Source organism: Nafulsella turpanensis ZLM-10, assembly GCF_000346615.1.
GTDB classification, from domain to species: domain Bacteria; phylum Bacteroidota; class Bacteroidia; order Cytophagales; family Cyclobacteriaceae; genus Nafulsella; species Nafulsella turpanensis.
On sequence record NZ_ANNU01000030.1, the window covers coordinates 1 to 24,179 of the forward strand.

15 protein-coding genes are annotated in these 24,179 nt (G+C 46.3%); 14 read left to right on the forward strand and 1 reads right to left on the reverse strand.

Features of this window, described 5'->3' with window-relative positions; genetic code table 11:
- The first annotated feature begins 428 nt into the window (after nucleotides 1-428).
- From F752_RS0112400 to F752_RS0112415, 3 genes are all read left to right on the forward strand, one after another.
- Nucleotides 429-1,433 carry an SDR family oxidoreductase gene (locus tag F752_RS0112400; protein ID WP_017732069.1) on the forward strand — a complete coding sequence of 335 codons (1,005 nt, stop codon included), beginning with the start codon at nucleotides 429-431 and terminating at the stop codon, nucleotides 1,431-1,433.
- Nucleotides 1,434-1,755: 322 nt separating this feature from the next.
- Nucleotides 1,756-4,404 (forward strand): DUF5916 domain-containing protein, encoded by a 2,649-nt coding sequence (locus F752_RS0112410; protein ID WP_026135711.1) that lies wholly within the window; start codon nucleotides 1,756-1,758, stop codon nucleotides 4,402-4,404.
- Nucleotides 4,405-4,546: 142 nt separating this feature from the next.
- Nucleotides 4,547-5,026: a GNAT family N-acetyltransferase gene (locus F752_RS0112415; protein ID WP_026135712.1), complete on the forward strand. Its 480-nt coding sequence runs from the start codon at nucleotides 4,547-4,549 to the stop codon at nucleotides 5,024-5,026.
- 34 nt (nucleotides 5,027-5,060) lie between these two features.
- Here the strand turns inward: F752_RS0112415 and F752_RS0112420 are convergent, their stop codons facing one another.
- Complete coding sequence (locus F752_RS0112420; RefSeq protein ID WP_017732073.1) at nucleotides 5,061-7,949, reverse strand: triple tyrosine motif-containing protein; 2,889 nt, start codon at nucleotides 7,947-7,949, stop codon at nucleotides 5,061-5,063.
- A 305-nt stretch (nucleotides 7,950-8,254) separates the two neighbouring features.
- On the opposite strand from F752_RS0112420, the gene F752_RS25955 reads away from it, so the two are divergent.
- The 11 genes from F752_RS25955 (at nucleotide 8,255) to F752_RS24045 (ending at nucleotide 24,097) form a co-directional block, all read left to right on the forward strand.
- Nucleotides 8,255-9,127 (forward strand): TonB-dependent receptor plug domain-containing protein, encoded by an 873-nt coding sequence (locus tag F752_RS25955; protein ID WP_086009473.1) that lies wholly within the window; start codon nucleotides 8,255-8,257, stop codon nucleotides 9,125-9,127.
- Nucleotides 9,079-11,370 carry a SusC/RagA family TonB-linked outer membrane protein gene (locus F752_RS24040; RefSeq protein ID WP_086009474.1) on the forward strand — a complete coding sequence of 764 codons (2,292 nt, stop codon included), beginning with the start codon at nucleotides 9,079-9,081 and terminating at the stop codon, nucleotides 11,368-11,370. The genes F752_RS25955 and F752_RS24040 overlap by 49 nt, the downstream gene beginning before the upstream one ends.
- Nucleotides 11,371-11,389: 19 nt before the next feature.
- On the forward strand, nucleotides 11,390-12,916 hold the full coding sequence (locus F752_RS0112430) for a RagB/SusD family nutrient uptake outer membrane protein (RefSeq protein ID WP_017732074.1): 1,527 nt from the start codon (nucleotides 11,390-11,392) through the stop codon (nucleotides 12,914-12,916).
- A 16-nt stretch (nucleotides 12,917-12,932) separates the two neighbouring features.
- A complete protein-coding gene (locus tag F752_RS0112435; RefSeq protein ID WP_026135713.1) occupies nucleotides 12,933-14,393 on the forward strand; it encodes a hypothetical protein in 1,461 nt (486 codons plus the stop codon).
- Nucleotides 14,394-14,500: 107 nt separating this feature from the next.
- Nucleotides 14,501-15,622, forward strand: a complete 1,122-nt coding sequence (locus F752_RS0112440; protein WP_017732076.1) for a family 16 glycosylhydrolase — start codon at nucleotides 14,501-14,503, stop codon at nucleotides 15,620-15,622.
- Nucleotides 15,623-15,818: 196 nt separating this feature from the next.
- A complete protein-coding gene (locus F752_RS0112450; protein ID WP_017732078.1) occupies nucleotides 15,819-18,152 on the forward strand; it encodes a glycoside hydrolase family 3 N-terminal domain-containing protein in 2,334 nt (777 codons plus the stop codon).
- A gap of 52 nt (nucleotides 18,153-18,204) precedes the next feature.
- Nucleotides 18,205-19,080, forward strand: coding sequence for a glycoside hydrolase family 16 protein (locus tag F752_RS0112455; RefSeq protein ID WP_017732079.1), 876 nt, complete (start codon nucleotides 18,205-18,207; stop codon nucleotides 19,078-19,080).
- A gap of 901 nt (nucleotides 19,081-19,981) precedes the next feature.
- On the forward strand, nucleotides 19,982-20,389 hold the full coding sequence (locus tag F752_RS0112465; RefSeq protein ID WP_017732081.1) for a response regulator: 408 nt from the start codon (nucleotides 19,982-19,984) through the stop codon (nucleotides 20,387-20,389).
- 189 nt (nucleotides 20,390-20,578) lie between these two features.
- Nucleotides 20,579-23,152, forward strand: a complete 2,574-nt coding sequence (locus tag F752_RS0112470; RefSeq protein WP_017732082.1) for a PAS domain-containing sensor histidine kinase — start codon at nucleotides 20,579-20,581, stop codon at nucleotides 23,150-23,152.
- Nucleotides 23,152-23,532, forward strand: a complete 381-nt coding sequence (locus F752_RS0112475) for a response regulator (protein WP_017732083.1) — start codon at nucleotides 23,152-23,154, stop codon at nucleotides 23,530-23,532. Before F752_RS0112470 ends, F752_RS0112475 begins: the two co-directional genes overlap by 1 nt.
- 52 nt (nucleotides 23,533-23,584) lie before the next feature.
- Nucleotides 23,585-24,097 carry a hypothetical protein gene (locus F752_RS24045; RefSeq protein WP_017732084.1) on the forward strand — a complete coding sequence of 171 codons (513 nt, stop codon included), beginning with the start codon at nucleotides 23,585-23,587 and terminating at the stop codon, nucleotides 24,095-24,097.
- Nucleotides 24,098-24,179: the final 82 nt, after the last annotated feature.

Sequence of the window (24,179 nt, forward strand, 5' to 3'; positions counted from 1 at the left end):
TAAATAAAGAAATAGAAGCTGCCTAAATTACCGACGAAGGAGGTTTTGTTCAACTTGTTTATAACAGCAGTTGAGCTTTCTATTGCTGTTATTTTTCCTATCCTTCTGCCAACATACCATTTAGCAGAATTAAGCACAAGCTTTCCGGCCGATATTAGGCGTTTAAAAATCATCAGGGGAATGCACATGATTTCCCTACATGCTATTAACCTTTCGCTCTGTCTGTAAACGCGGCTCTCCCAGGCATAAAGCAATTAAGGCAGCGCGACTGAGCAGGATAGGTGTTTTTCTCCAGCCCAAATAAAGACTTTACCTTCTAAATTCCACACCTCCATTCTCCCCTTAAATACCCATCTTTCATTATTTCCGTATAGATAAAGTGATGATAATCAGATAAATATATTTTTAAACTTAAAACATTTTTACATATGGATATTTCATTAAAACCACTTAATAAACAGGTAATGGTCATTACCGGTGCCTCCAGCGGAATAGGACTGGCAACAGCAAAGGCGGCGGCTAAAGAAGGAGCCAGTCTGGTACTTGCTTCCCGAAATAAGGAAGAACTGGAAAAAATTGTGGAACAGATTAAAGCCGAAGGAGGAGAAGCCATTTATGTGGTAGCCGATGTCGGAAAAAAGGAGGATGTGCAGAAAATTGCCGATAAGGCCATTGAGAAGTACGGCCAGTTCGATACCTGGGTGAATGATGCGGGGGTTGCCATCTATGGCCGGCTCGAAGAGGTAAGCGATGAAGACAATAAGCGCCTCTTCGATACCAATGTATGGGGCGTGGTATATGGCTCACTCATTGCCGCAAAGCATATGAAGAACAGGGGTGGCGCCATTATTAACCTTGGGAGTGTGGTATCTGATGTTGCCATTCCGCTGCAGGGCATGTATTCAACGACTAAACATGCCGTAAAAGGCTTTACCGATGCTCTCCGCATTGAACTTGAAGAGGAGAAAGCAGGCATTTCCGTTACGCTGATAAAACCTTCCGGTATCAATACCCCTTACCCGGAGCATGCCATGAACTATACCGACAGGGAGCTAACCCTTCCGCCACCGGTATATGCCCCTGAGGAGGTTGCCAATGCTATTTTGTATGCAGCCACCCACCAGAAGCGCGATATTATGGTAGGTGGAGGCGGAAAGATGATGAGCCTCACGAATAAGTATGCTCCCGGCCTGATGGACTGGATTAGTGAAAACTTTATGAGCAAACAGGAGGTGAAGAATAAGCCTGCCCGCCATAAAGACAGCTCCCTGCACCACGCCGGGGAAGATGGAAACCTCCATGGTAATTATGAAGGCCATGTCAGGAAAAAAAGCTTTTATACCCGCAGTGCAGCCATGCGACCCCTTATAACAGGGGCGGTAGTGGCAGGAGCCGGTGCAGCAGCTTATGCCTTAAGCAATCGTAAGGGCTAAAGAGCAAAGGCGTTGTCAATTTTTTACAGGAGAGCCCCTGCTTTTTCTTAAAACAGAAAGCAGGGGCTTTCCCATTTTCCAGCTCATCATTCCAATTAGTTCGGCAATAGCTGTAACCAATGAAGTAATAGTAAGTCCTTACATAAAGCGAAAGGCGAAAGCTCTTAAATCAGGTATTTCCTATCCATTTTAAAAGCCACTATAGAGAAGTTTTTAGCCGCTTATCAAAATACTGCTGTAGTTGTATGATACTTTGATGAGCTTTGCTTTTGTAAGTATTTACGAACAGTGCCTTATGATACTCAGCCAAACTAAAGGATCGATGCGATTCCCACTTCTAATTTTTTTAGCCCTTCCTTCTTTCCTCTTCGCCCAGGAGCAGGAAGAAGGGGCTACATCCATTCCTCGAAAAAGCTATACAACGGAACGGGTACAGGAGCCGCCGGTTATTGACGGGCTCCTGAACGAGGAGGTATGGGAGCAGGTGGAGTGGACGGGCGATTTTACTCAGATACAGCCCGATAAAGGAGCTGCTCCCGCCCAGAAAACAGCTTTCAAAATCTTATACGATGACAAGAACCTCTACGTAGCCATCCGTGCTTTCGATACCGAAACCAGTAAAATTGTAAAGAGGATGTCCAGGAGGGATGGGTTTGACGGAGACTGGGTGGAAATTAATATCGACAGCTATTTCGACCACCGTACGGCCTTTTCTTTCACTGCCAGTGCATCGGGGGTAAAAGGCGACGAAGCGGTTTCCAATAATGGTGATATATGGGATCCGGGCTGGGACCCTATCTGGTACCTTGAGACTTCGATAGATGAAGAAGGCTGGATTGCCGAAATGAAGATTCCACTCAGCCAGCTTCGCTTTGCCGACCTGGAACGACATGTGTGGGGACTGCAGGTGAACAGGCTGTTTTTTCGTGGGCAGGAAAGATCCAGCTGGCAGTACATTCCGCCCGATTCGCCTGGCTGGGTACACCTTTTTGGCGAACTGCATGGGCTAGAAGGAATAGAGCCGCAGAAACAGCTGGAGATTATGCCCTTCATCCTCGGGAAGGCCGAAACCTATGAACAGGAGGAAGGAAACCCCTTCGCCGACGGAACGGATCATTCGCTAAGTGTTGGGGTAGATGGCAAAATTGGCATCACCAGCGATATTACGCTCGACTTTACCGTTAACCCCGATTTCGGGCAGGTAGAGGCCGACCCCTCGCAGGTAAACCTCAGTGCATTCCAGGTCTTTTTTCCCGAGCGGCGGCCTTTCTTTCTCGAAGGAAATAACATTCTTACCTTCCCCCTTACCGAATCGGTTGCGGGCGGAAGCTTTAACAGCGATAATCTCTTTTATTCAAGAAGAATAGGTGGGCTCCCGCACTACCGGCCGGGACTGGAGGAGGGTGAATATGTCAGGATGCCCGAAAATGTAACCATACTGGGAGCTGCCAAAATAACGGGAAAGAACAAAAAAGGCTTCTCCTGGGGAATTCTCGAGTCTGTAACTGAGGAAGAAGAAGCCGAAATAGACCTGGGCGGAGAGCGGAGAGAGGTGACCGTGGAGCCCCTGACGAATTACCTGGTTGGCCGTTTTCAGCAAGACCTGAAAGAAGGAAAAACAATGTTTGGAGGGATGTTTACGGCCATTAACCGGCAGCTGGAGGAATCTCACCTGGAGTATCTTCATGAAGCAGCTTATTCGGCCGGGTTCGATGTAAAGCATTACCTGAAAGACCGGAAGTATTACTTTGCCGGCAACTTTTCGGTAAGTCAGGTAAGAGGAAGCGAAGAAGCCATCCTGCGGACCCAGAGAGCGAGCGAACGATTCTTTCAGCGACCCGATGCAGATTACCTGTCGGTCGATTCCAGTCGGAATTCACTGACCGGCACCGGAGGCGCCCTTCATTTTGGTAAGTCAAGTGGCAGAATCATTTTTCAGACAGGCTTTACCTGGCGGTCGCCTGAACTGGCATTGAACGATGGCGGCTTTCTCTATAATTCCGACCTGCTCAATCAGTGGGCGTGGATGCAGTACCGCAAGCAGCAGCCCTTTTCTATTTTCAGGAGCCTCAGTATAAATTTTAATGAATACCTTCATTTCGACTTTGGCGGTACCAACACCTACAGGGCCGTTAATGTAAATGCCCACACCCAGTTTAAGAACTTCTGGCGATTAAGCATGGGAAGTACGGTGGAGGGAGCCTCTGTTTCCAACGCTGATCTAAGAGGCGGACCCGCTATTAAATACCCGGGTGGCCTTGAGCACTGGTACGTAATAGGAAGCGACAACCGCAGGAAGCTGAGTTTTCAGCTGCAGCACGTTAACTTTTGGGGTGATGAAGGTTTCAGTCGCAGGCAGGGAGTTTACAGCGGTCTAACCTACCGTCCGCTCAACTCCCTGAACCTCTCGCTGGGAGCCGATATTTCTTTTAATGAGTATCAGCTGCAGTATGTGGCCACAAAAGATTACATGGAGGAGAAACGCTATCTGGCTGCTACTATTGAGCAGGAAACCTATGGCATGGAAATGCGACTTACCTATATCATTCAGCCCAACCTCTCACTGCAGTTCTGGGGCCAGCCATTCGTTTCTAAAGGAAGCTACAGTCAGTTTAAGAGGATCGGTGATGCAGGAGCGGAAGAGTACAGCGGCCGTTTTATTCCATTTACAGCAGGCCAGCTTTCGTACAACAGCGAAGAGGAGGTGTATCTGATAGATGAAGACAGAGATCGGGTAACGGACTACAGCATCAGCAACCCAGATTTTAACTTCGTGGAATTCCGATCGAATATGGTGCTGCGCTGGGAGTATATCCCTGGCTCTACTCTTTTCCTTGTCTGGAACCAGGGCCGCTCCGACCTCCTGCCACTGAACCGCTCATACCAGGTTGAGGCACTATCGGAAGGGCTGATGGAGGTATATCCGCATAACATCTTTCTGGTGAAGTACACCTACCGCTTTATTCTGTAATTTTAAGCTGGTATCTCCTTCCCTCCTATCGTTAACAGTGGAGGGTATAGGTTTTGCGCAGGAATTAAATGTCAATTCGTGGAGAATGAGTGCTTTTTTCTGATCTTTGCTTTTGCGTAGACTGATGAAAAAAAGAAGCAAAATGCTTAAGTTCAGAGAAATTACAAAGGAAGATAACCCTCGCATTGCAGCCATTATACGCGCTGTAATGCAAAGCTTTAATGCCGACCCAGCTACTACCATACTGGGCGATCCGGTGGTGGATAGGATGTTCGAAAGCTACCAGGTGGAGCGGGCGGTTTATTATGTGGCTCTGCTCGATGGTGAGGTGGTGGGAGGCTGCGGCATTAAAGCGCTGGATGGCGGGCCTGAAGGCGTGGCCGAGCTGCAGCGGATGTTCCTGAAACCTGAAGCAAGGGGGCTGGGAATTGCGGGCCAGCTGATGGAACGCTGCCTCCATAAGGCTGCGGATTTTGGCTACCGGCAGGTATATCTCGAAACTTTAGGCGACATGCTCCCTGCCCGGGCGCTTTACCGGAAGTATGGCTTTAGTGAAATAAGCCAGCCAATGGGCAATACCGGCCACGGCGGCTGTGACATCCGGATGCTTAAAGAGCTTTAGGAGAATCTTTCTCCTAAACAAGCTTTTCAATACCTTAGAAGCTCAAAATAAACTCCAGCAGGTTTTCCTGACGGTCGAGCTCGAGCTTTTTGCGAAGGCGGTAGCGACTAATTTCCACCCCACGTACAGAAATGTGCATGAGCTGGGCAATTTCTTTGGTGCTCAGGTTGAGCCTCAGATAGGCGCAGAGTTTCATTTCCTGAGGCGTAAGGCTGGGGTAGGCAGCCCGTAAACGCCTGGAGAAGTCGCCATGCACACGGTCGAAATGGATCTGAAACTGCTCCCAGTCTTTATCCGTGGCAATATTCTGGTCAATCTCCTTAATAATTTTGTTCAGCTCCTTACTAATCCCTTTCGACTCCTTCTCGCGAATAATACTGTTCAGGTGAGCCTTTATTTCGCCAATAAACTCGTTCTTGGTAACAATGTGCATGGTAGAGGTGGCGAGCTCTTTGTTTTTATGCCGGATTTCCGATTCCAGCTTTTCATTTTCCAGCCTTGTAATCTCGTCTTTGCTTCGTTTACTGAGGCTGTCGAGCTCCATTGTCTTCTGGTTCAGGGCTTTTTTCTGCTTTAAGGTAAGAAGTTCTCTTTCGCGTTTATGCTTGCGGTCTACCGTAAAAATACCTACAAAGAAAAGCCCGGCGAGCAGGAGTGAATAAGTGAAGTAAGCCAGTGGTGCCCGGTACCAGGGCGGTGAAATTTTAAATTCATACCGGGCCGCCGGACTGATTTCGCCATAAATATTTTTTGCCCTTACCATAAACGTATAGCTCCCTTCCGGCAGGTTGGTATACTCTTTAAATGCCTGGGCAGACCAGCTGCTCCATCCTTCCTCAAACCCTTCGAGCTGGTACTGGTAAGTGAGGTGAGCAGCGCCATCGAAATAAGGAGCCGAAAAGCGGAAGCGGAGGGAGTTTTGCTGATAAGGTAGCTGAAGACTGGCTGTTTTTACATTCGGCTCCCGGCCCGCTGGTTGAAAACTACCACCAAACAAGGTGGTATCCTGCTGCGCATTACTCTCTACCCGCCGAATGAGCACCTGCAGGGGAACTGCTTCGGTACGTACCTGCATGGGGTTGAAATGAATAAACCCTTCCTTTGCGCCAAATAATACATTCTGATTGTCCAGGATGGTCAGGTAGTTCAGGTCATCGTTCAGTAAGTTGATAATTTTGAAGAAGCGGTTGGTGTCTGCCTCCCATCTGCCAAACTCGTCCTGCAGTACACTGCCCAGCTTGGTGCTGCTCATAAAATAAAGTCGGCCATTGGCATCCTGTGCCAGCTTTTGGATGTGTGTTCCTTTTCCAAGAACATTCGTGAGGCTGCTGTCCTGCACGAAGCGGTCGGTGGTGGAGTGGTAACGGTAAACACCTGTTTCGGCTGTAAAAATCAACTGGTTTCCCAGTTTATGTACATTGTTTAATACATTCGAAGGCAGCCCGTCTTTTTGTCCGTAAAAGCGTATGTCGCTGAACTTCCCTTTTTTCGCATCAAAACTTAGTTTATAGACTCCCTTGTAGCCATGCGTCATCCAGATATTTCCTTCTTCATCTTCCTCGAATATGCGGGAAGATTCGGTAAAGTTGCTGAAATCCTTCTTCCATCGCCAACCGGTTTCCTCTTTTTCATAAAGGGAGAAACCGCTATAGGTTCCTTTCAGCATCAGGCGATTGCTGTTCTGGAGGCGCATAAATTTCCATACACCGGTTTGGCGGGAGAGAGGGAGGGCTTCCATATTGCGGATGCGGAAGGCACCATTGTGATGTCCCATGAGTAGCTCGTCGCCCTGCCTGGATATATGGTAAACCTGGCCCTGGCTGTTTTTTACAGGCTGAAAACCAGCGCTTCTGCTGTTTTGCAGCACTCCGGCAAACAGCCCGTTATTGGTTCCTAAATAGAGGGTGTCATTTTCTTTAAAAGCAGCATAGCCACTGCCCGGTATTTTTAGCTTTTCATCCAGCAGGGTAAAGGGGGAGCTTAATTCAATATATGAAAGGCCGTTGTTATGTCCTGCCCACAGGTTATGATGGCGGTCTTCATACAGGCTAAGAATGGTGTGGTCGTTCAGGCCATGCTCTTTATCGAGCTGCCGGACCAGCCGTAGCTGATGGTCCAGGATAAACAGGCCGTGGCTTTGGCTGCCAATCGCATAGGTCCCGTTCCGGAGGCGAACAGCACAGTTTAGCAGCTTCTGGTCAAGAATATTTGCCGGGCCAGGATCTACAGAAGAGAAGTGGTGGCCATCGTAGAGGAAGAGACCATTCTGCTGTGTAACGATAAGTAAGTGCTGCTGGTCGTAGGGTAAAATGGCTACCAGGCGCTGGTGCCTGAATTTCTCTCCTTCATTAACTGGTACAAGAGACTTGTTTTGGAGAACCGTAAGACCTCTTTCCCAGTCAAGCACATAAAGGCGGTCATTGGCAAGGAAAGAAAACTCTAAAGGATTAGGCGGATGGATGGTTTCAATCGATTGCCCATCATAGACATAAATATTCTGGAAGGTGCAGAAGTAAATCTTGTCCTTTAGCTGAAAAATACGCCAGGTTTCATCGAAATTGCGGCTTCCCTCGGGTAGCATTTCTGCCAGTGAGGTATACACCCAGCTACCATTGGACGAAGGGGAGAAATAACCAAAATCGCCCTGGGAGCCGGTATAGACCCTTCCGTCTGTCCCTACCGATACACAGCGCACTTTAGAGCCGGTTTTAACCGGGTAGGTATGCCAGTAATGTCCATCGTATTCCAGTAAACCAAAATTGTTGGCAAAATATAGCAAGCCTCGTGCATCCTGTGTTATATCCCAGTTCTGGATACCGGCTGCATAATCGCCACTGCCAAAAGTTTGAATAAAAGGAAGACCGCGAAATGACTGGGCTTTAAGGTTATGGAAAAACAGGCAAAGCAGGATGCTTACTGCCACCCCTTTTACAAACGATTGCTAAAAAAATACTCTACCTTCCATCGGATGCATCAGTTTTTCTACTTGTTGAGTTGGTAACACTAAAAATAGACGAAAAAATCATTTAAAGCTAGTTTTTCTTTCTAATTGATGTAGCGATGATGTAGTCGTTTTTGGTGCCTGATGTAGTAATGTTGTAGCTTGTTATTTGATTTACCTCCTAAAATGAGCTTTTATTGCTTCATGACCTGCAATCGTTTTCGGTGAGCAGGATTTGTACATAAAATCTCAACTTAACTTTTTTATTTATTCTAACCTCTACATGTATGAAAGTAAAAGTGTACGCAAGTGTATGGCTTCTGCTTCTTTCGCACTGGGCATGGGCGCAAACAGGAACGGTTACCGGTACCGTTATCGATGCACAGTCAGAAGAAGGGCTTCCGGGAGTCAACATCAGGATTAAAAATACCAGCGAGGGAACCATTACGGATTTTGATGGGAACTTCCGGCTGGTTGCTGCCGCAGGAGATACCCTGATTGCATCTTTTGTTGGTTATGTTTCTGAAGAAGTACCGGTAGGAGACCAGGCCAACCTCCTTATTAATCTGATGCCCGACCTCCAAACATTAAGTGAAGTAGTGGTGGTGGGTTATGGCCAGCAAAAGAAAAGCCTGGTTACAGGAGCGATCTCCTCTGTAAAGGCCGAAGAAATAGCCAGTATTTCCGGTGCCCGTCTTGAACAGGCGCTACAGGGCAGAACGGCCGGTGTAAATGTTTTACCTTCCTCCGGTTCTCCGGGCAGCGGGATGCAGATCAGAATCAGGGGTACCGGATCAAACAGAAATAATGAGCCACTTTACATCGTAGACGGAGTACGGGCTGGTGGCATCGAATATCTGGCTCCTTCCGAAATTGAATCGATAGAAGTGCTTAAAGATGCGGCCTCTGCTGCTATTTATGGTGCTGAAGCGGCAAACGGTGTAGTGATTATTACCACCAAAACCGGAACCCCCGGTGTAAGCGAAATCAGCTATTCGGGCCAGTATGGTGTGCAGTCAGTAAGAAATGACCTAATGGAGCTGATGACTGCCCGGCAGTACCAGGAGTACCTGGAGGAAGCCGGTGCAACCCAAGGCCTTCTGCAGCAGATGTGCTGGATGAAGAAGGAACGGATTGGTTTAATGAAATTTTTGAGGTAGCGCCACAGCAAAGCCATGCACTTAACTTCAGCGGCGGCTCCGAAAAAACCACCTATTTAATAGGTGGCACCTATTTCCAGCAGGAAGGTATTGTAGGAGGGGATAAGTCCCGCTTCGATCGTTTCACCCTCCGACTGAATTCCACCCATCAGGTAAGAGATTGGCTAGAAATAGGAGAGCGCCTCTCTTATTCTCACTTTAGCAGAAATGCCATTGCAGAGAATAGTGAATTTGGCGGCCTTATTACAAGTGCACTGGCCCTCGATCCCCTCACTCCTGTAGTTTATACCGATCCTACTGCCTATCCTCCCCATTTATTAGCTGCCATAAATGGATTCACTCCAGGTGAAGTTCCTATTGGCCAACTTTTGGTTACGGATGAAAACGGTTATTACTATGGAATTTCAAATTATGTCCGTGGAGAGTTTGGAAACCCACTTGCAAGAATCCAGAATACAAAAGGTGGTCTCAATCAGAATAAGGTGGTGGGGAATGTATATGCGGAAATTACTCCGTTTGAAGGATTCGAGTTTACCACCCGTTTTGGTATTGATGCAGCATTTCAGCGTGAGCGTTACTGGACCCCTACTTTCTGGTATTCCAGCGAAAGTTTAAATACAGAATCTGGTGGGTCAGATTTCCAGAATAACTGGTTTAGCTGGCAGTGGGAGAACTTTGCCACCTATACCGAGCAAATAGACAACCATCAGCTTACTTTTCTTCTAGGTTCTTCGGCTATTGAAAACCAGTGGAATTTTGTGGGCGGTACTTACTCAGGCCTGTTTAAGGAATCCGATTTATTCGCCTATGGGGCGTTTACACCGAATACAAACGATGATATCATCAGTAATGGGAATTCGAGAAGTCTCCTTTCTGTCTTTGGTAGGCTGGGTTACAGCTATGAGGAAAGATACCTTTTAAATGCTATCATAAGACGCGATGGTTCTTCTGTATTGGCACCGGGAAATAAATGGGGGACCTTCCCTTCTGTTTCAGTGGGGTGGAACATCCACAATGAAGACTTTTATGAGGCCAGTGGGCTGTCCGATATCGTAAACTCCGTAAAACTTCGTGCCAGCTGGGGCCAGAATGGTAATCTTGGTTCAGTTGGAATCGGAGCATGGATGAGCCGGATTTCTGCCATACAGCCAGGTTATTACGATTCAGAAGGAAATTACCTTGTTGGAGCTGCTTCCTTTACAATCGAGAATCCTGACCTGAGGTGGGAAACGAGTGAGCAGCTGGATTTTGGTGCGGACATTTATATGTTCAGCAATCGCCTGTCCTTCACGGTGGATTACTTTGAAAAAATAACACGCGACTTGCTTACTAACGCACTTTCTTTTGGTCCGGCTGGTAACGACCTTCCGGTGTTGAATGGTGGTACAGTAGAAAATAAAGGATGGGAGTTTGAGCTTGCCTACAGAAGTGAGGCTGCCGATGCCTTTCAATATGAGGTAGGTGCTAATTTTACCACCCTTGAAAATGAAGTGACCTTCCTGGAAGAAGCTGTGCCAGAAATTCCAGGTGCCGGAGTAGGTACTGGATGGGTTGCTACTTACTTCAGTCTTGGCGAACCTATCTGGTATTTCAGAGGCTATGAAACCGATGGCATTTTCCAGAATCAGGCAGAGATCGATGCATACATTGAGGCAAATAACCTTGGTGACAGTTATAATCCTGCACCGGGCGATCCAATAGTAATTGATACAAATGGCGATGAGCAGATAAGCCCACAGGATGTAACTAATATCGGAAGTCCGCACCCGGATTTTATCTTTGGTACACGCCTGAACCTTGGGTACAAAGGCTTCGACTTCCTGGTATTCCTGCAGGGGCAAATTGGAAATGAGGTATTGATGGGCTTTAACAGAACAGACCGCCCGACTGCCAATCGTCCTGCTTTCTTCTATACCAATCGCTGGACCGGCGAAGGCAGTACCAATGAATTTCCGGCTGCCAATACCACCTCTGTATATATTTATAACAGCGATTTAATGGTATTCGATGGTTCTTATGCCCGTATTCGTCAGCTGCAGTTAGGTTATACCCTTCCTGAAACTGTTTTCGGTTCGGAAAATGTAAGAAATGTCCGGATTTATGCTTCACTCGATAACTACTTTACTTTTACCAACTATCCGGGCCTGGATCCTGAAGTAGGGCAGGGGAATAGTGTTGGTATTGACAGAGGTGCCTATCCAGTTCCCCGTAAGGCAATGGTAGGTCTTCAGTTTAGTTTCTAAGATTAAAACAGGAATCAACATGAAAAATATATTCAAAAAAAGTGTTGTCGCTGCAGGTTTATCTGCAGTACTCTTAAGCACTGCAGGCTGCTCCGATTTTCTCGACCAGGAAGTGCCGGGAGCTGTTACGGCCGACGTTTTCTATGAAACAGAAGAGGAGGCCCTTCAGGCTACAACAGCGATTTATGATGGATTGACTGCTCACTATAACTCTGTGTGGGCCAGTAGCTACCTTTTAAGAACGTTGCTTTCCGACGAAAGTAATGCCGGAGGAAGTGGCTTTGGCGACCAACCGGCTTACCAGTCCCTGGACGATTATACTTTCGATGCATCCAATGATGTGGTAGAAGGCGTATGGCGTATTACCTACAATGCCATCTTTAACGCCAACCGGGTAATTAACAGGGTTGAACCAACCACTGAGCTACGGGAAAGGCTTATTGCAGAAGCTAAAGTGCTGCGTGCTTATGCCTACCTCGACCTGGTTAGCCTCTGGGGTCCTGTACCAATTGTGCTGGACAACCTGGATCCGGGAGAATGGTCCTCCACCATTCGGAATCCAGTGGAAGAAGTATATGCCCAGATAGAGCAGGACTTAAAAGAAGCCATTGAAGTCCTCCCTGTAAAAAGCGGCTACGGACCTTCAAATTTGTTTCGTGTAACGCAGGGTACCGCACAGGCTTTGCTCGGAAAAGCTTATCTGTATCAGGAAAGATGGGCAGAGGCGGCCGCAATGTTCGATCTGGTAATTACTTCCGGTGAATATGGTTTGGAACCTTCCGTGGGAGCAGTTTTTTCTCCCGCTGGTGAATTTGGACAGGAATCTGTTTTTGAACTGAGCTATAATCCTACAGAAGGCTACGACTGGGGTAGTTTTCCCTGGGACTGGCGTCCGGAAAGTAACATTCACATACAACTGATGGGACCAAGAGCTGATTATTATACCAAGGCACCTGAAGATTCTTTAATTGGCGGCTGGGGCTTTAATACGCCCCGAGAAGAGCTGTTCCTCGAGTTTGTAGAAAGTGGTGAGATTGAAGGTGAAAGATACTGGGCAACCATTATGACGGAAGAACAGCTGATTGAGTTGGGAGGAAACTGGACTGCGCCCGATGCTTATGACTATGAAGGGTTCTTCCAGCGGAAATATGGGACCTATGTTACGCAGTCCCAAAGTGGAGTAACTGAACTAAACTATGGCACGAACTGGCGCTTAATCCGCTATGCCGATGTACTTCTGATGGCGGCTGAAGCGAATTTCCGTGCCGGTGATGAAGCACAGGCCCTGCTCTACTTAAATATGGTGCGGGAACGCTCTGAGCTTGAACCGGTTTCCGCTACAGGTGAAGCACTCTTCCAGGCCATAGTAGATGAAAGAGAGCTGGAGCTGGCTTTTGAAGGGTTCCGCTTTATCGACCTGGTTCGCTGGGGCTTGGCGGAGGAAGAGTTAGGGCACCTGGGATTTGAGGCAGGTAAAAATGAACTACTTCCTATTCCTGTATTAGATGTGACTGCGTATGGCCTTGAGCAGAATCCGGGCTTTTAATTTTAATCTGATCATTATGAAAACAGCTATAAAAATTCAACGCTCATTTTCTTTCCTGTTCCTCATTTTGTTGGCGGGGGTATTTGTCTCCTGTTCCGATAAATACGAGCAGGAACTGGGACCGCGGCCTGAGGGTGACTTTACAGTTACGCCTATCGAAGGGATGCCCAATACCTTTTTACTTAGCAGTAATGTGGAGGAAGCTTTCCGCCATAAATGGTTTACAGATCCGGCAATTGGCTGGAGAGAAGGTGGCCCTACCGATACCGCTTATTTCGAGCTGGCTGGCACCTACGATGTGAAAATGATTGCCATGGCTCCTAACGGGCACGTGGTAGCCGAAAAAAACATAGTGGTAGAAGAAAATGCTCCGGGTGTAGCCTGTGCTGGCGATAACCTGGCACTTTTAACCGGCTGCGAGGAGTCTCAAACATGGGTGCTGGATGGAGAAGGCTCTCTCTGGATTGGCCCTGTGGATGAGTCCCAAACCTGGTGGTCCCTTCCGGCTGCAGACCTGGAAGCCAGAGCATGTGTTTTAAATGATGAATTTACCTTCTTTGAGGATGGTACCTTTATCTTTGAAAATAATGGAGACTTTTGGGTAGAAGAAGAAGCAGGTGCACCGCACCCGGCTGATATTGGTTTGGAAATCGGCTGTAACCCTGCCGATGCGTGGCCGGAGCAATATGCCGCATGGAACTCAGGTACCCACCAGTTTGAGGTAACAGAAGAGGAGCTAATGGTGAATGGCTTGGGAGCTTTCCTTGGCATTTATAAAGTTGGTGGTGGAGTAGCCGCCGTAGCCGAGCCCCAGGAATCCATTACCTACGAAATTGTAGAGTTAACGGCCGAAAAGCTGGTAGTTGAGTATACATTTGGCGATGGTGCCGGAAAATGGCGCTTCACCTTCCGCCCCGCAGATCTCGATCCGGGAGAAGAACCGGAAGAGCCGGAAATGCCTCTTGAGGAAAACGATATAGCGGTAGACTTCGACGGAACCAGTACCATTACAGAAGACCAGTGGCTGCTGGACCAGGTAACCGCCTATGAGTTCCCTGTTGCGAATCCGGATCCGGATGATGTGAATCCTTCTGCAAATGTGTTCCGCTACGACAGAGGCACTGGAATGTACGAAAATGTCCAGATTCATCTCGACCATAAAATCGACCTCACTAACCGGAACAAGTTCAGTATCCTGGTATACTTCCCTTCTGCGAACGATTATACCGGCGACCTGGCCCAAACCTTTGCAGTAAAGCTGCAAAACAGAGAACTTGGTGGCGATGCCTGGACTACTCAGGAAGAAAGAAAGCCTGAGGTGGAAGTGCTGGATGAGTGGGTGAAATTAACCTTCGACTTTAGCGATGTAACCGACCGGACCGATTTCGATAGCATTGTGCTCCAGCCAGGTGGCGAAGGACACACCGCACCAGGTACCTTCTATTTCGACGAGTTTCAACTGCTTCCGGCAGAATAATTTTAAGTGAAACCCTCTTCTGGAGGCAGGCCCGGGGGCCTGCCTCCTTCTTAATGTTGAAAATAGAGAAGATAAACGAGCCGGAAACGCGTGAGTAACCAAAAAGTATGATGAAGCTAAAATTTTTGCTGCTCCTTTTTTTCTGTGGCTTTATAACAGGAAGCTGTGAGGATGAAACAGGGAGCGGAATTCCTCCAATGCCAGCTGATTTGAGTATGGAGGTGACACAGGGTCCGGAAAATCCGGCAATGGTAACGGTAAATTTTTCCGCACAAAATGCAGCCTTCTACAGGGTTTACTTTGGTGATGAAGGAGGAAAAATACCGCTGGCGACCAAAGAAGAGCAGCTAAGTCATACCTATACCGAATCGGGCACCTATAACGTAAGGGTGCAGGCCCATGCGACCGAAACTGAATTTATTTCAGAGAGCCAGAGTGTTACCATTGACTTAGGAGATAAGGATGGAAACGGCGAAATGCCCATCGGTGGTTACACCACGCCCGAAAGCTATGAAGGCTGGGAACTGGTCTGGCAGGATGAGTTTAATGGCGAATCGCTGAATACGGGTGACTGGAACTTCGAAACAGGCACCGGCTCCAATGGCTGGGGCAATAACGAGCTTCAGTACTACCGCCAGGAAAACACCATAGTGGAAGATGGAAAGCTGATTATTACTGCTAAAAAGGAAGGTTTCGGTGGCAGGGAATACACCTCCTCTCGCCTCACCACGCAGGGAAAGCAATCCTTCCAGTATGGCCGAATCGATATACGTGCACTGCTGCCGGAAGGGCAGGGCATCTGGCCGGCTCTCTGGATGCTTGGTTCCAGCATCACTACAGTAGGCTGGCCCGCCAGCGGTGAAATCGATATTATGGAAATGGTAGGGGGGCAGGGCCGCGAAAATACCGTTCATGGCACTGTTCACTGGGATCACAACGGCCAGCATGCCAGCTATGGGCAGGGCTATACCTTGGAAGAAGGAACCTTCGCCGATAACTATCATGTATTCTCCATCATCTGGGATGAAAATTCCATTAAATGGTATGTCGATGATGTGCTGTTTAACGAAATAGACATCACCCCGGAGGCGTTGAGTGAATTTCAGCAGGAGTTCTTCCTCATCTTTAACGTTGCTGTAGGCGGTAACTGGCCCGGAAGCCCGGATGAAAGTACCCGGTTTCCGCAGCAGATGAAGGTTGATTATGTAAGAGTTTTTCAGCCGGAATAAATCAGTAGTCAGAAAAAAAGAATCTATAAGAAGCACTGGCTTTACCATCCCTAATCCTGGTACTGCAACAGCGGCTTCCGCTATCAAAAACGAGTACATAAATCATATTTACAGTTACAGCCAGGCTGGTGTACAGGAAGAATTTCTGTGCAGCGGGGAGTGGCTTGGCTAAAAATAGCATAAGGAGCAAGAAGTTATGAAAAATAGATACACGGAAAAGATCATTGCGCTGCTTTGTTTTGCGGTCATTATTGCAAGCTTTGGAAGTACACCAGTGGTGGCCCAGGCGGACCCTGAGGCAATAGAGCAAAAGATTGATGAGCTCATCAGCAAAATGACCCTGGAAGAAAAAGTGGGGCAAATGGCTCAGATTACCCTCGATGTGGTGGGTAAGGGCGAAAATCGCTATTCCAGCTATGAGCCTCTTGAACTGGATGAGGAAGAACTGCGGAAGGCCCTGGTGGAGCACCACATTGGCTCCATCTTAAACACGGCAAATAACAGAGCTCTCACGCCGGAAAAGTGGCATAGCATTATCAGTCAGATTCAGGATGTGGCCATGGAGGATACACGCCTTGGAATTCCGGTTTTGTACGGAGTAGACCAGATTCATGGTGGCACCTATACAGATGGGGCAACGCTGTTTCCGCAGCAAATCGGGCAGGCCGCCAGCCGCAACAGGGATCTGGTACGCCGGGGCGCTGAAATTACCGCTTATGAAACCCGCGCCAGCAGCATTCCCTGGACCTTCTCGCCTGTACTTGACCTGGGAGTGGACCCACGCTTTTCGCGACAGTTCGAAACCTTTGGCGAAGACCCTTATCTGGCTTCTGAACTTGGGGTAGCCATGATTAATGGTTATGAAGGTATAAATAACACCATTGGCGATCCGGAGCATATTGCTTCTACCATGAAGCACTTCCTCGGCTATCAGGTGCCTGTTACGGGGAAAGACCGAACGCCGGCTAACATCTCTCCTGTTGCCCTTCGCGAGTATCACCTGCCGCCTTTTAAAGCAGCTGTAGATGCAGGTGCCCGCACGCTTATGGTAAATTCAGGCATTATTAACGGAGTACCGGTGCACGCCAATTACGACTTGCTTACCAAACTGCTGAAAGAAGAACTGGATTTTGATGGCCTGGTGGTAACCGATTGGGCCGACATTGAAAACCTGCACCGCCGCGACAGAATTGCTGCCACCGATAAGGAAGCCATTATGCTGGCCATTAATGCCGGTATCGATATGTCCATGATTCCTTATCAGTACGAAACCTTTACCAACGGACTGGTAGAACTGGTAAAAGAAGGAAAAGTAAGTGAGGAAAGAATCAATGATGCGGTTCGCCGGATTTTAAGAGTAAAGTACGCACTTAACCTCTTCGATAATCCGGTAACCCATCCGAAAGATTACCCGGAATTCGGCAGTGAAGAATTTGAGCAGGCAGCTTACGATATGGCCGCTGAATCCATTACCCTGCTAAAAAATGAAGAGGATATTCTTCCTCTTGATAAGGATGTTAAAGTTCTTGTAACAGGACCAAATGCCCATAGCATGCGAACCCTCAACGGCGCCTGGAGCTACTCCTGGCAGGGAGAGAAGACCGAAGAATTTGCCGGCGAATACAACACCATTCTGGAGGCTGTCCAGAATGAGATTGGGAAAGAGAATGTAAGCTATGTACCCGGCGTAAGCTATAAAATGGATGGAAAGTACTACGAAGAGTATGCCGACAAAATGGAAGAAGCCGTAGCGGCCGCAGCTGATGCCGATGTAATTTTACTGGCGGTAGGAGAAAACACCTCTACCGAAAAGCCGGGCGACCTCAACGACCTCTACCTGTCCGATTTACAGACAGAGCTGGCCCAAAAGCTTGCCGCCACAGGTAAGCCGGTGGTACTGGTACTGAATGAAGGCCGTCCGCGCATCATCAGCAAATTTGAGCCTGAAATGAGTGCCATTGTGCAGGCTTATCAGCCCGGAAACTTTGGCGGCGATGCACTGGCCGATATTCTTTTTGGGGATGTAAATCCATCCGGAAAGCTCCCTTACAACTACCCACGCTACCCTAACTCTCTGGTGCCTTACATCCATAAGCCATCCGAGGAGCAGAAGAAATCAGAAGGCGTATATGATTACGAAGCCGATTATAACCCACAGTTTGCTTTTGGCCATGGATTAAGCTACACCACCTTCGAGTACAGCGACCTTCAACTCGACAGGGAAGAAATAACAAAAGACGGCGAACTGGCGGTAAGCGTGGAAGTAACCAATACCGGTGAAAGGGAAGGGAAAGAAACGGTCGAACTCTACACCTCCGACCTTTACGCCAGCAGTGTTACGTCGGATGTAAAACGACTCCGCCGTTTCGAAAAAATATCGCTGAAGCCGGGCGAAAGTAAGGTGGTGACTTTTACGCTCAAACCCGAAGACCTGGCCTATATAGGCAGAGATGGTAAAGCATTGATTGAAGCAGGGGAGTTTGATGTGCAGGTAGGCAACCTAAGCAAGCGGTTTACCCTTGTTGATTAACATGGTCTGTGAAAGTTACCTCTATGACTTAGGCTGAATAAAAAATGGCAAAATGATGAAAAAGAGTATTGTAACAGTATGCCTTATGGCTGGTACAGCCATGTGGATGTCCTGCTCTGCTCCGGAACAGCAGCCGACCGCAATCTCCGGCGCAGAGGGTACCGAAGTAGAGGAGGGCGAAAGGGTGCTGGTATGGAGCGATGAGTTTAAAAGTCCCGGCAATCCTGATTCCAGCCGCTGGGCTTACGACCTCGGCGACGGCTGCCCCGATATCTGTGGCTGGGGCAATAACGAGCTGCAGTACTATACGGACCGGCCGGAAAACGTACGGATTGAAGATGGAAAGCTGATCATAGAAGCCCATAAAGAACCTTTCAAAGGGAGCGAGTATACCTCAGCCCGCCTGGTATCGCGCGAGAAGGGTGACTGGAGGTATGGTTATATTGAGGCACGGGCGAAGCTGCCGCAGGGAACCGGCGTTTGGCCAGCCATCTGGATGTTACCCACAAACTGGGAGTATGGCGGCTGGCCTGCCAGCGGCGAAATCGACATTATGGAGCATGTTGGCTATGAGCCCGAAACCATCTATGGTACAGTGCATACTGAAGCCTTTAACCATGGCATTGGAACGCAAAAAGGCGATTCCATTCTGGTGGCCGATGTACAAAATCAGTTTCATACCTATGCCATTGACTGGTCGCCGGAGAAAATAGATTTCCTGGTCGACGAGGAGATATTCTTTACCTTTAAGAATGAAGGAACCGGTTTCAAAGCCTGGCCTTTCGATCAGCCCTTTCACCTGCTTATGAACCTTGCCGTTGGTGGTAACTGGGGGGGCGCCAAAGGGATAGATGAAAGCATCTGGCCCCAGCGTATGGAGGTAGACTATGTTAGAGTATACCAGTATCCGGAGGAGGCAGTAGAATAAAAGGACACCCAAAAAGTTAATTGAGTATATTCTTACAGAAGGCGGCATTTTGCTGCCTTTTGTTTTTAGTAGATAATAAGGTGGTGATTCTTCATCCTGGCTTAAGAGTAAAAAGACCTTTAAAAGGTGGATGGCAATTAAGATTGTGAGAGATGCTACCCCGGCTATTAATTACGAGGTGGCACCTGTACAGCCTGTAGCGGGTTAGCTGGTAGAAATGGAGTTTACTTTATTGTTCCATAATAGATCTTTAAGAAAACTGCAGGTGTCTGAAAGAGGCCTTTTCAGAAAAGATGAAATCAGAACCTTCCATTATTATTTATTCCATCTGGCTTGCTGCCAGTACGGCGTCTATTAAATTTAACAGGAAAAGCATAATAAAACCACCGGTATTTTAGTTCTTGGACGATAACTTTTCTGGTAAAAGAGGGGGGATAGGTTAGCCATAAATCAAACTTATGGGCTATCTGCTGATGTTTAAGTCTCTCAATAATCCTTTAATTCCAATCATTTTCCTTTGTATTGTTATGGTATTGTGCTATTATTGTTTAATAAATGTGTGCCAACGCAATGAAAAATTTCTACAAAAAATAGGGAAAGAAGAAATTTTTCCATGAAGCAAGGAAAGATTTTAATTTTATCCTTGTTGAGAAAAGAGCAGAATTACTGCTTAATAAAGTTAGCATGAGAGTGAACTGTTATAGGTGGTAAAATGGATTGGGAACAGAACCTGTTCGACTTACCTCATACCTCATTCGGGGGTGAATATAAGACTGGGGTCGGGAATATAGCTCCTTTAGACGTCCGAGAAATTAATTCCGGTTTTTTACCGAGCACTATACAGGCTTTTGCTTCCGTTGTTCCTTGTGCTGGCCATTTATTTTAATTTAACTCTACAAAAGTGACCTTCTGCAAAACGGTTTGGCTTATTGATGATGAGGAGGTATCCAATCATTTAACAGCCGCTGCACTCCAAATTAACGGTTTCGCTTCTGAAATTAGGAGCTTCACAAATGGGAAGGAAGCCCTGGCTGCTTTAGAGACCTCGGAAAAAGACGGCCTTCTTCCAGACTACCTCTTCCTCGACCTCAATATGCCTGTTTTAGATGGTTGGGAATTCTTACATACTTACCGGCGATTCTCAGAAGAGGTAAAGAAGGAATGTACTCTTTATATCCTTTCCTCTTCTATTGACGAAGAGGATGCTAAAAAAGCCAAAATTCATGAAGATGTACGAGACTTTATTGCTAAGCCTTTAAATAAGAATAAACTGGAAATGGTAAAATTCCAGAATAAGGAAGTTAGCTGAAACAATAAATATTAGATTTTTAGCTTATGGAGCATTTATAACTTTATATCCAGACGTCAGGTAAAGTTATCTTTAGCCTTTGGGTTGGGCTTACAGGTACAGGATTTACTAAAATCATTTATCGCTTTGTTGCTTAAGCTTTATAATTAGATTTAACTGGATTTTATACTTTAGAATAGAGAAAGCTTTGTGAATACTTTCAGTTTAAGAGAAGCAGGCAGAAGTTTTGATGCCTGGGAAAAGATTATAAAGAATTCCCTTGACATAATATGTACGGTAGATAGGGAGGGTTATTTTGTAAATGTAAATGAAGCAAGTAAGACTGTTATAGGCTATGAAAGCGGTGAATTAGCAGGTAAGCACTTTCAGCATTTTATCCATCCTCATGATTTGGAGCCAACGAAAGCGGTTGTCCGGGAGGTGGTAAAAGGATTGGACACAAAGAACTTCAGGAACCGTTATATTCATCGTTCAGGTGAGGAGGTGCTGTTGTTGTGGTCTGCAGTCTGGTCGGAGGAAGAAGAGGTGCTTCTCTGTGTAGGTAGGGATATAACAGAGCAGAAACAGGTACGCCGGAAATTGCGGGAAAAGGAGGAATTATATAAGGCTTTAATTGAGCATGGTTCAGACATGCTTGCTTTATTTGATGAAGAATTAAACTTTATTTTTAGCGGACCTTCTACTGCAAGAGAATTAGGGTATGAACCAGAGCAGCTGGTGGGTACAAATGGTCTTCAATACGTGCACCCGGAGGATGTTCAAAAAATAGAAAGTTCCCTCCACCAGCTTTTACACTCTCAGGAGCAGGTTAAGGTTCCTGAATTTCGTTTTAAAGATGCATGGGGAGGATGGAGATGGATGGAAACCATTGGCAGTAACCAGCTTCATAATCCTGCTGTGAGAGCCATTGTGGCAAGCTCCCGTGATATTACCGAAAGGGTTGAAAGCAGGATTGAGCTAAAGGAAGGGCACCAGCGTTTCCAGTCTCTTTTTGAGCATCACCTGGATATTGTCCTGTTTCAGGATAGGGAAGGAATAATTGCAGATGTAAACGCTGCCACGCTTTCTTATTTTAAACTTCAGAAAGAAACCTTATTAAACCAGCCACTTTCGAACTTTCTTTCTGCCGAGGTGGTGAATGATTTTAAGCAGGGACTGCGGCATTCCCTAGAAGGAAAGCCTGTACACTTTGTTAGCTTTTTGCCCTTCAGAGAAAAGAAGCAGGATATCTTTGATATTGTTAAGGTTCCGGTTGTGGTGAATGAGGTGATTGTAGGGGTGTATTGTATATTTAGAAATATAACTGAGCTTATACATTCTAATACAACCATTAAAACCCAGGCAGAAAAGCTAAATGCTGTCCTGGAAAGTGTTACAGACTCCTTTTTTACCTTAGATAGAAACTGGCGCTTTACTTATATGAATAGTGAATTTGAAAGGTTGGTAGGGGTTGAAAGAAAGGAGCTTTTAGGGAAAAACGTATGGGAGCTGTCGCAGGAAATGCTAGGGAGAGAGTTTTACCAGGAGTTTCATTCTGCCACAGAAAGTGCTAAAGCTGTTCATTTTGAGACATATTATAAGCGCCTGGAGAAATGGATGGAAGTAAAAGCTTTTCCCTCAGAGGAAGGTTTATCTGTTTTTATTAATGATATAACAGAAAGAATGGAATCCCGGCAGGAGTTGGAGAAGCTGTCGCTGGTGGCCAGTAGAACAACTAATGGAGTGGTGATTACTAATCCCAATGGATTTACAGAATGGGTAAATGAAGGTTTTACCAAGCTCACAGGTTATACATTTCCAGAAGTGGAAGGAAAGCTGCTGGGACCTATTCTTATGGGCGAGGAGACAGATAGGACGACCTCTGAGCGGCTGGCAGAAAGGTGGAAGCAGAATAAGCCATTTTCTGATGAAATACTAAATTACAAAAAGTCCGGAGAGAAGGTGTGGATTTGGCTGGATGTTACACCAGTTTTAGATGATGATGGAGAGGTGGTTAAGGTTGTGTCGATTCAGACAGATATCACCGATAGAAAAGAGGCAGAGGCCCTTCAGTTGCAGATGACCAGGGACCTCTATCGCCAGAACACCGACTTACAGCAGTTTACCTATATTGTTTCTCATAACCTCCGCTCACCCGTTGCCAATGTAATGGGGCTGGCCGAGTTGCTTACTATAGTAGATAAAAATTCAGAAACCTTTGAAACTTCGCTTGGGTACCTCCAAAAAGGAGCTCACCAATTAGACTTTGTACTACGGGATCTGAATCAGATATTGACTATCCGGAATAAAAAGGGGACCACGGTAAATGAAAAGGTAGAGGTGAGACTCGTATTCCAGCAGGTAATGGCTACTTTACAGGAATCGCTAAACGACTGCCAGGGGGAAGTTAATATGATTATTGATGAAGGTGTTGGTGTGAGGGGAAATAAAGCATACCTTTACAGTATCTTCTATAATCTTCTTTCAAATTCCCTTAAATATAGGTCTCCTGATCGAAAATTAAAGGTTACGGTAAAATGTGTAAGCAGGCCGGAAAGTGAAGGAGTTTTTATCTACTTCTCTGACAATGGTATAGGCTTTGATATGCAGGCGGTGGGAGATAATCTCTTTAAGATGTATAAAAGATTTCACCACCATTACGAAGGACGAGGCATTGGCTTGTTCTTAGTTAAAACCCATGTGGAAGCGATGGATGGTTATATTGAAGTTAATAGCCAGCAGAATAGAGGGACAACCTTTCTTATCTATCTTAAAAAACCTTAATGAAAATATTCATCATTGATGATGAGGAGGTAAGCCTTTTTCTTTCTCAACGAATGCTGCTGATTCAGGAAGAGGATGCGGAAATCTCTCTTTTTCTTTCTGCAGAGAAAGCCCTGAAGGTTTTACGGGAAGGTAAGCCAGAGGATTCTCCGGATGTAATTCTACTTGACATTAACATGCCTGTTATAGATGGATGGAAATTCCTGGAGCATTTTACATCTATGGAAGAACTAATCCAGAGGAAATGCAGTATTTATGTCTTAACCTCTTCTCTTGATGCTTCAGACGAAGAAGCTGTGAAAAATCACCCTTCTGTAACAAGTATCATTCATAAGCCGCTCAAAATAGAAGATATCAAATTATTATTCTCTCATTCGTAACGCTCACTATGCCTTTTCTTTCCAGGAAAGGCTGCTATTCATCTTTTTAAAAATGGAAAATTTTCTAAGCGAGCTAGGCATGCCTGCCAGAAATTGGCATGCCAACCTGAATGATGCTCAAATACAGGGAAGAATTGAAAAGACTGGTCCATTAGGATATATGGCAGCGATGGCTGTAAATATTTTTAAAGTACCCATTGCCTTTATAGTTTTTATAGCTCAGGAATGCATTAAGAAAGAACCTGTAGACTTCCCGTTAGGAGATGGGGTTATGGATCATAAAAGTTTAAACTCCTCTGCTGTACTTTACAATAATTCATTTCTTCTTCCTTCAAATAAGGATAATGCTATTTTTTTGTTAGCAGATCCTCTAAATGCAGCAGGCGGGGGATTTGGATTTTATGCCGGGGCACCTTTAATCGATAAGGAAGGTTGTCATTGGGGTACTGTATGTTTATTAGATAAAAATAAACGAGAGCTTACCGAAGCTGATCAAATTTTGTTAGAAGAATTGGCAGCTATTGCGATCTTTGAGCTGGAAGAGCAGTGGTTTAAGCAAAAATAGTTTTGATGCCTCCTTTAAAGAGTTCTTTGATAGAGTAATTCGATATAAAGGGGAAGTATGTCCAGTGTTTTAATTAATTCTG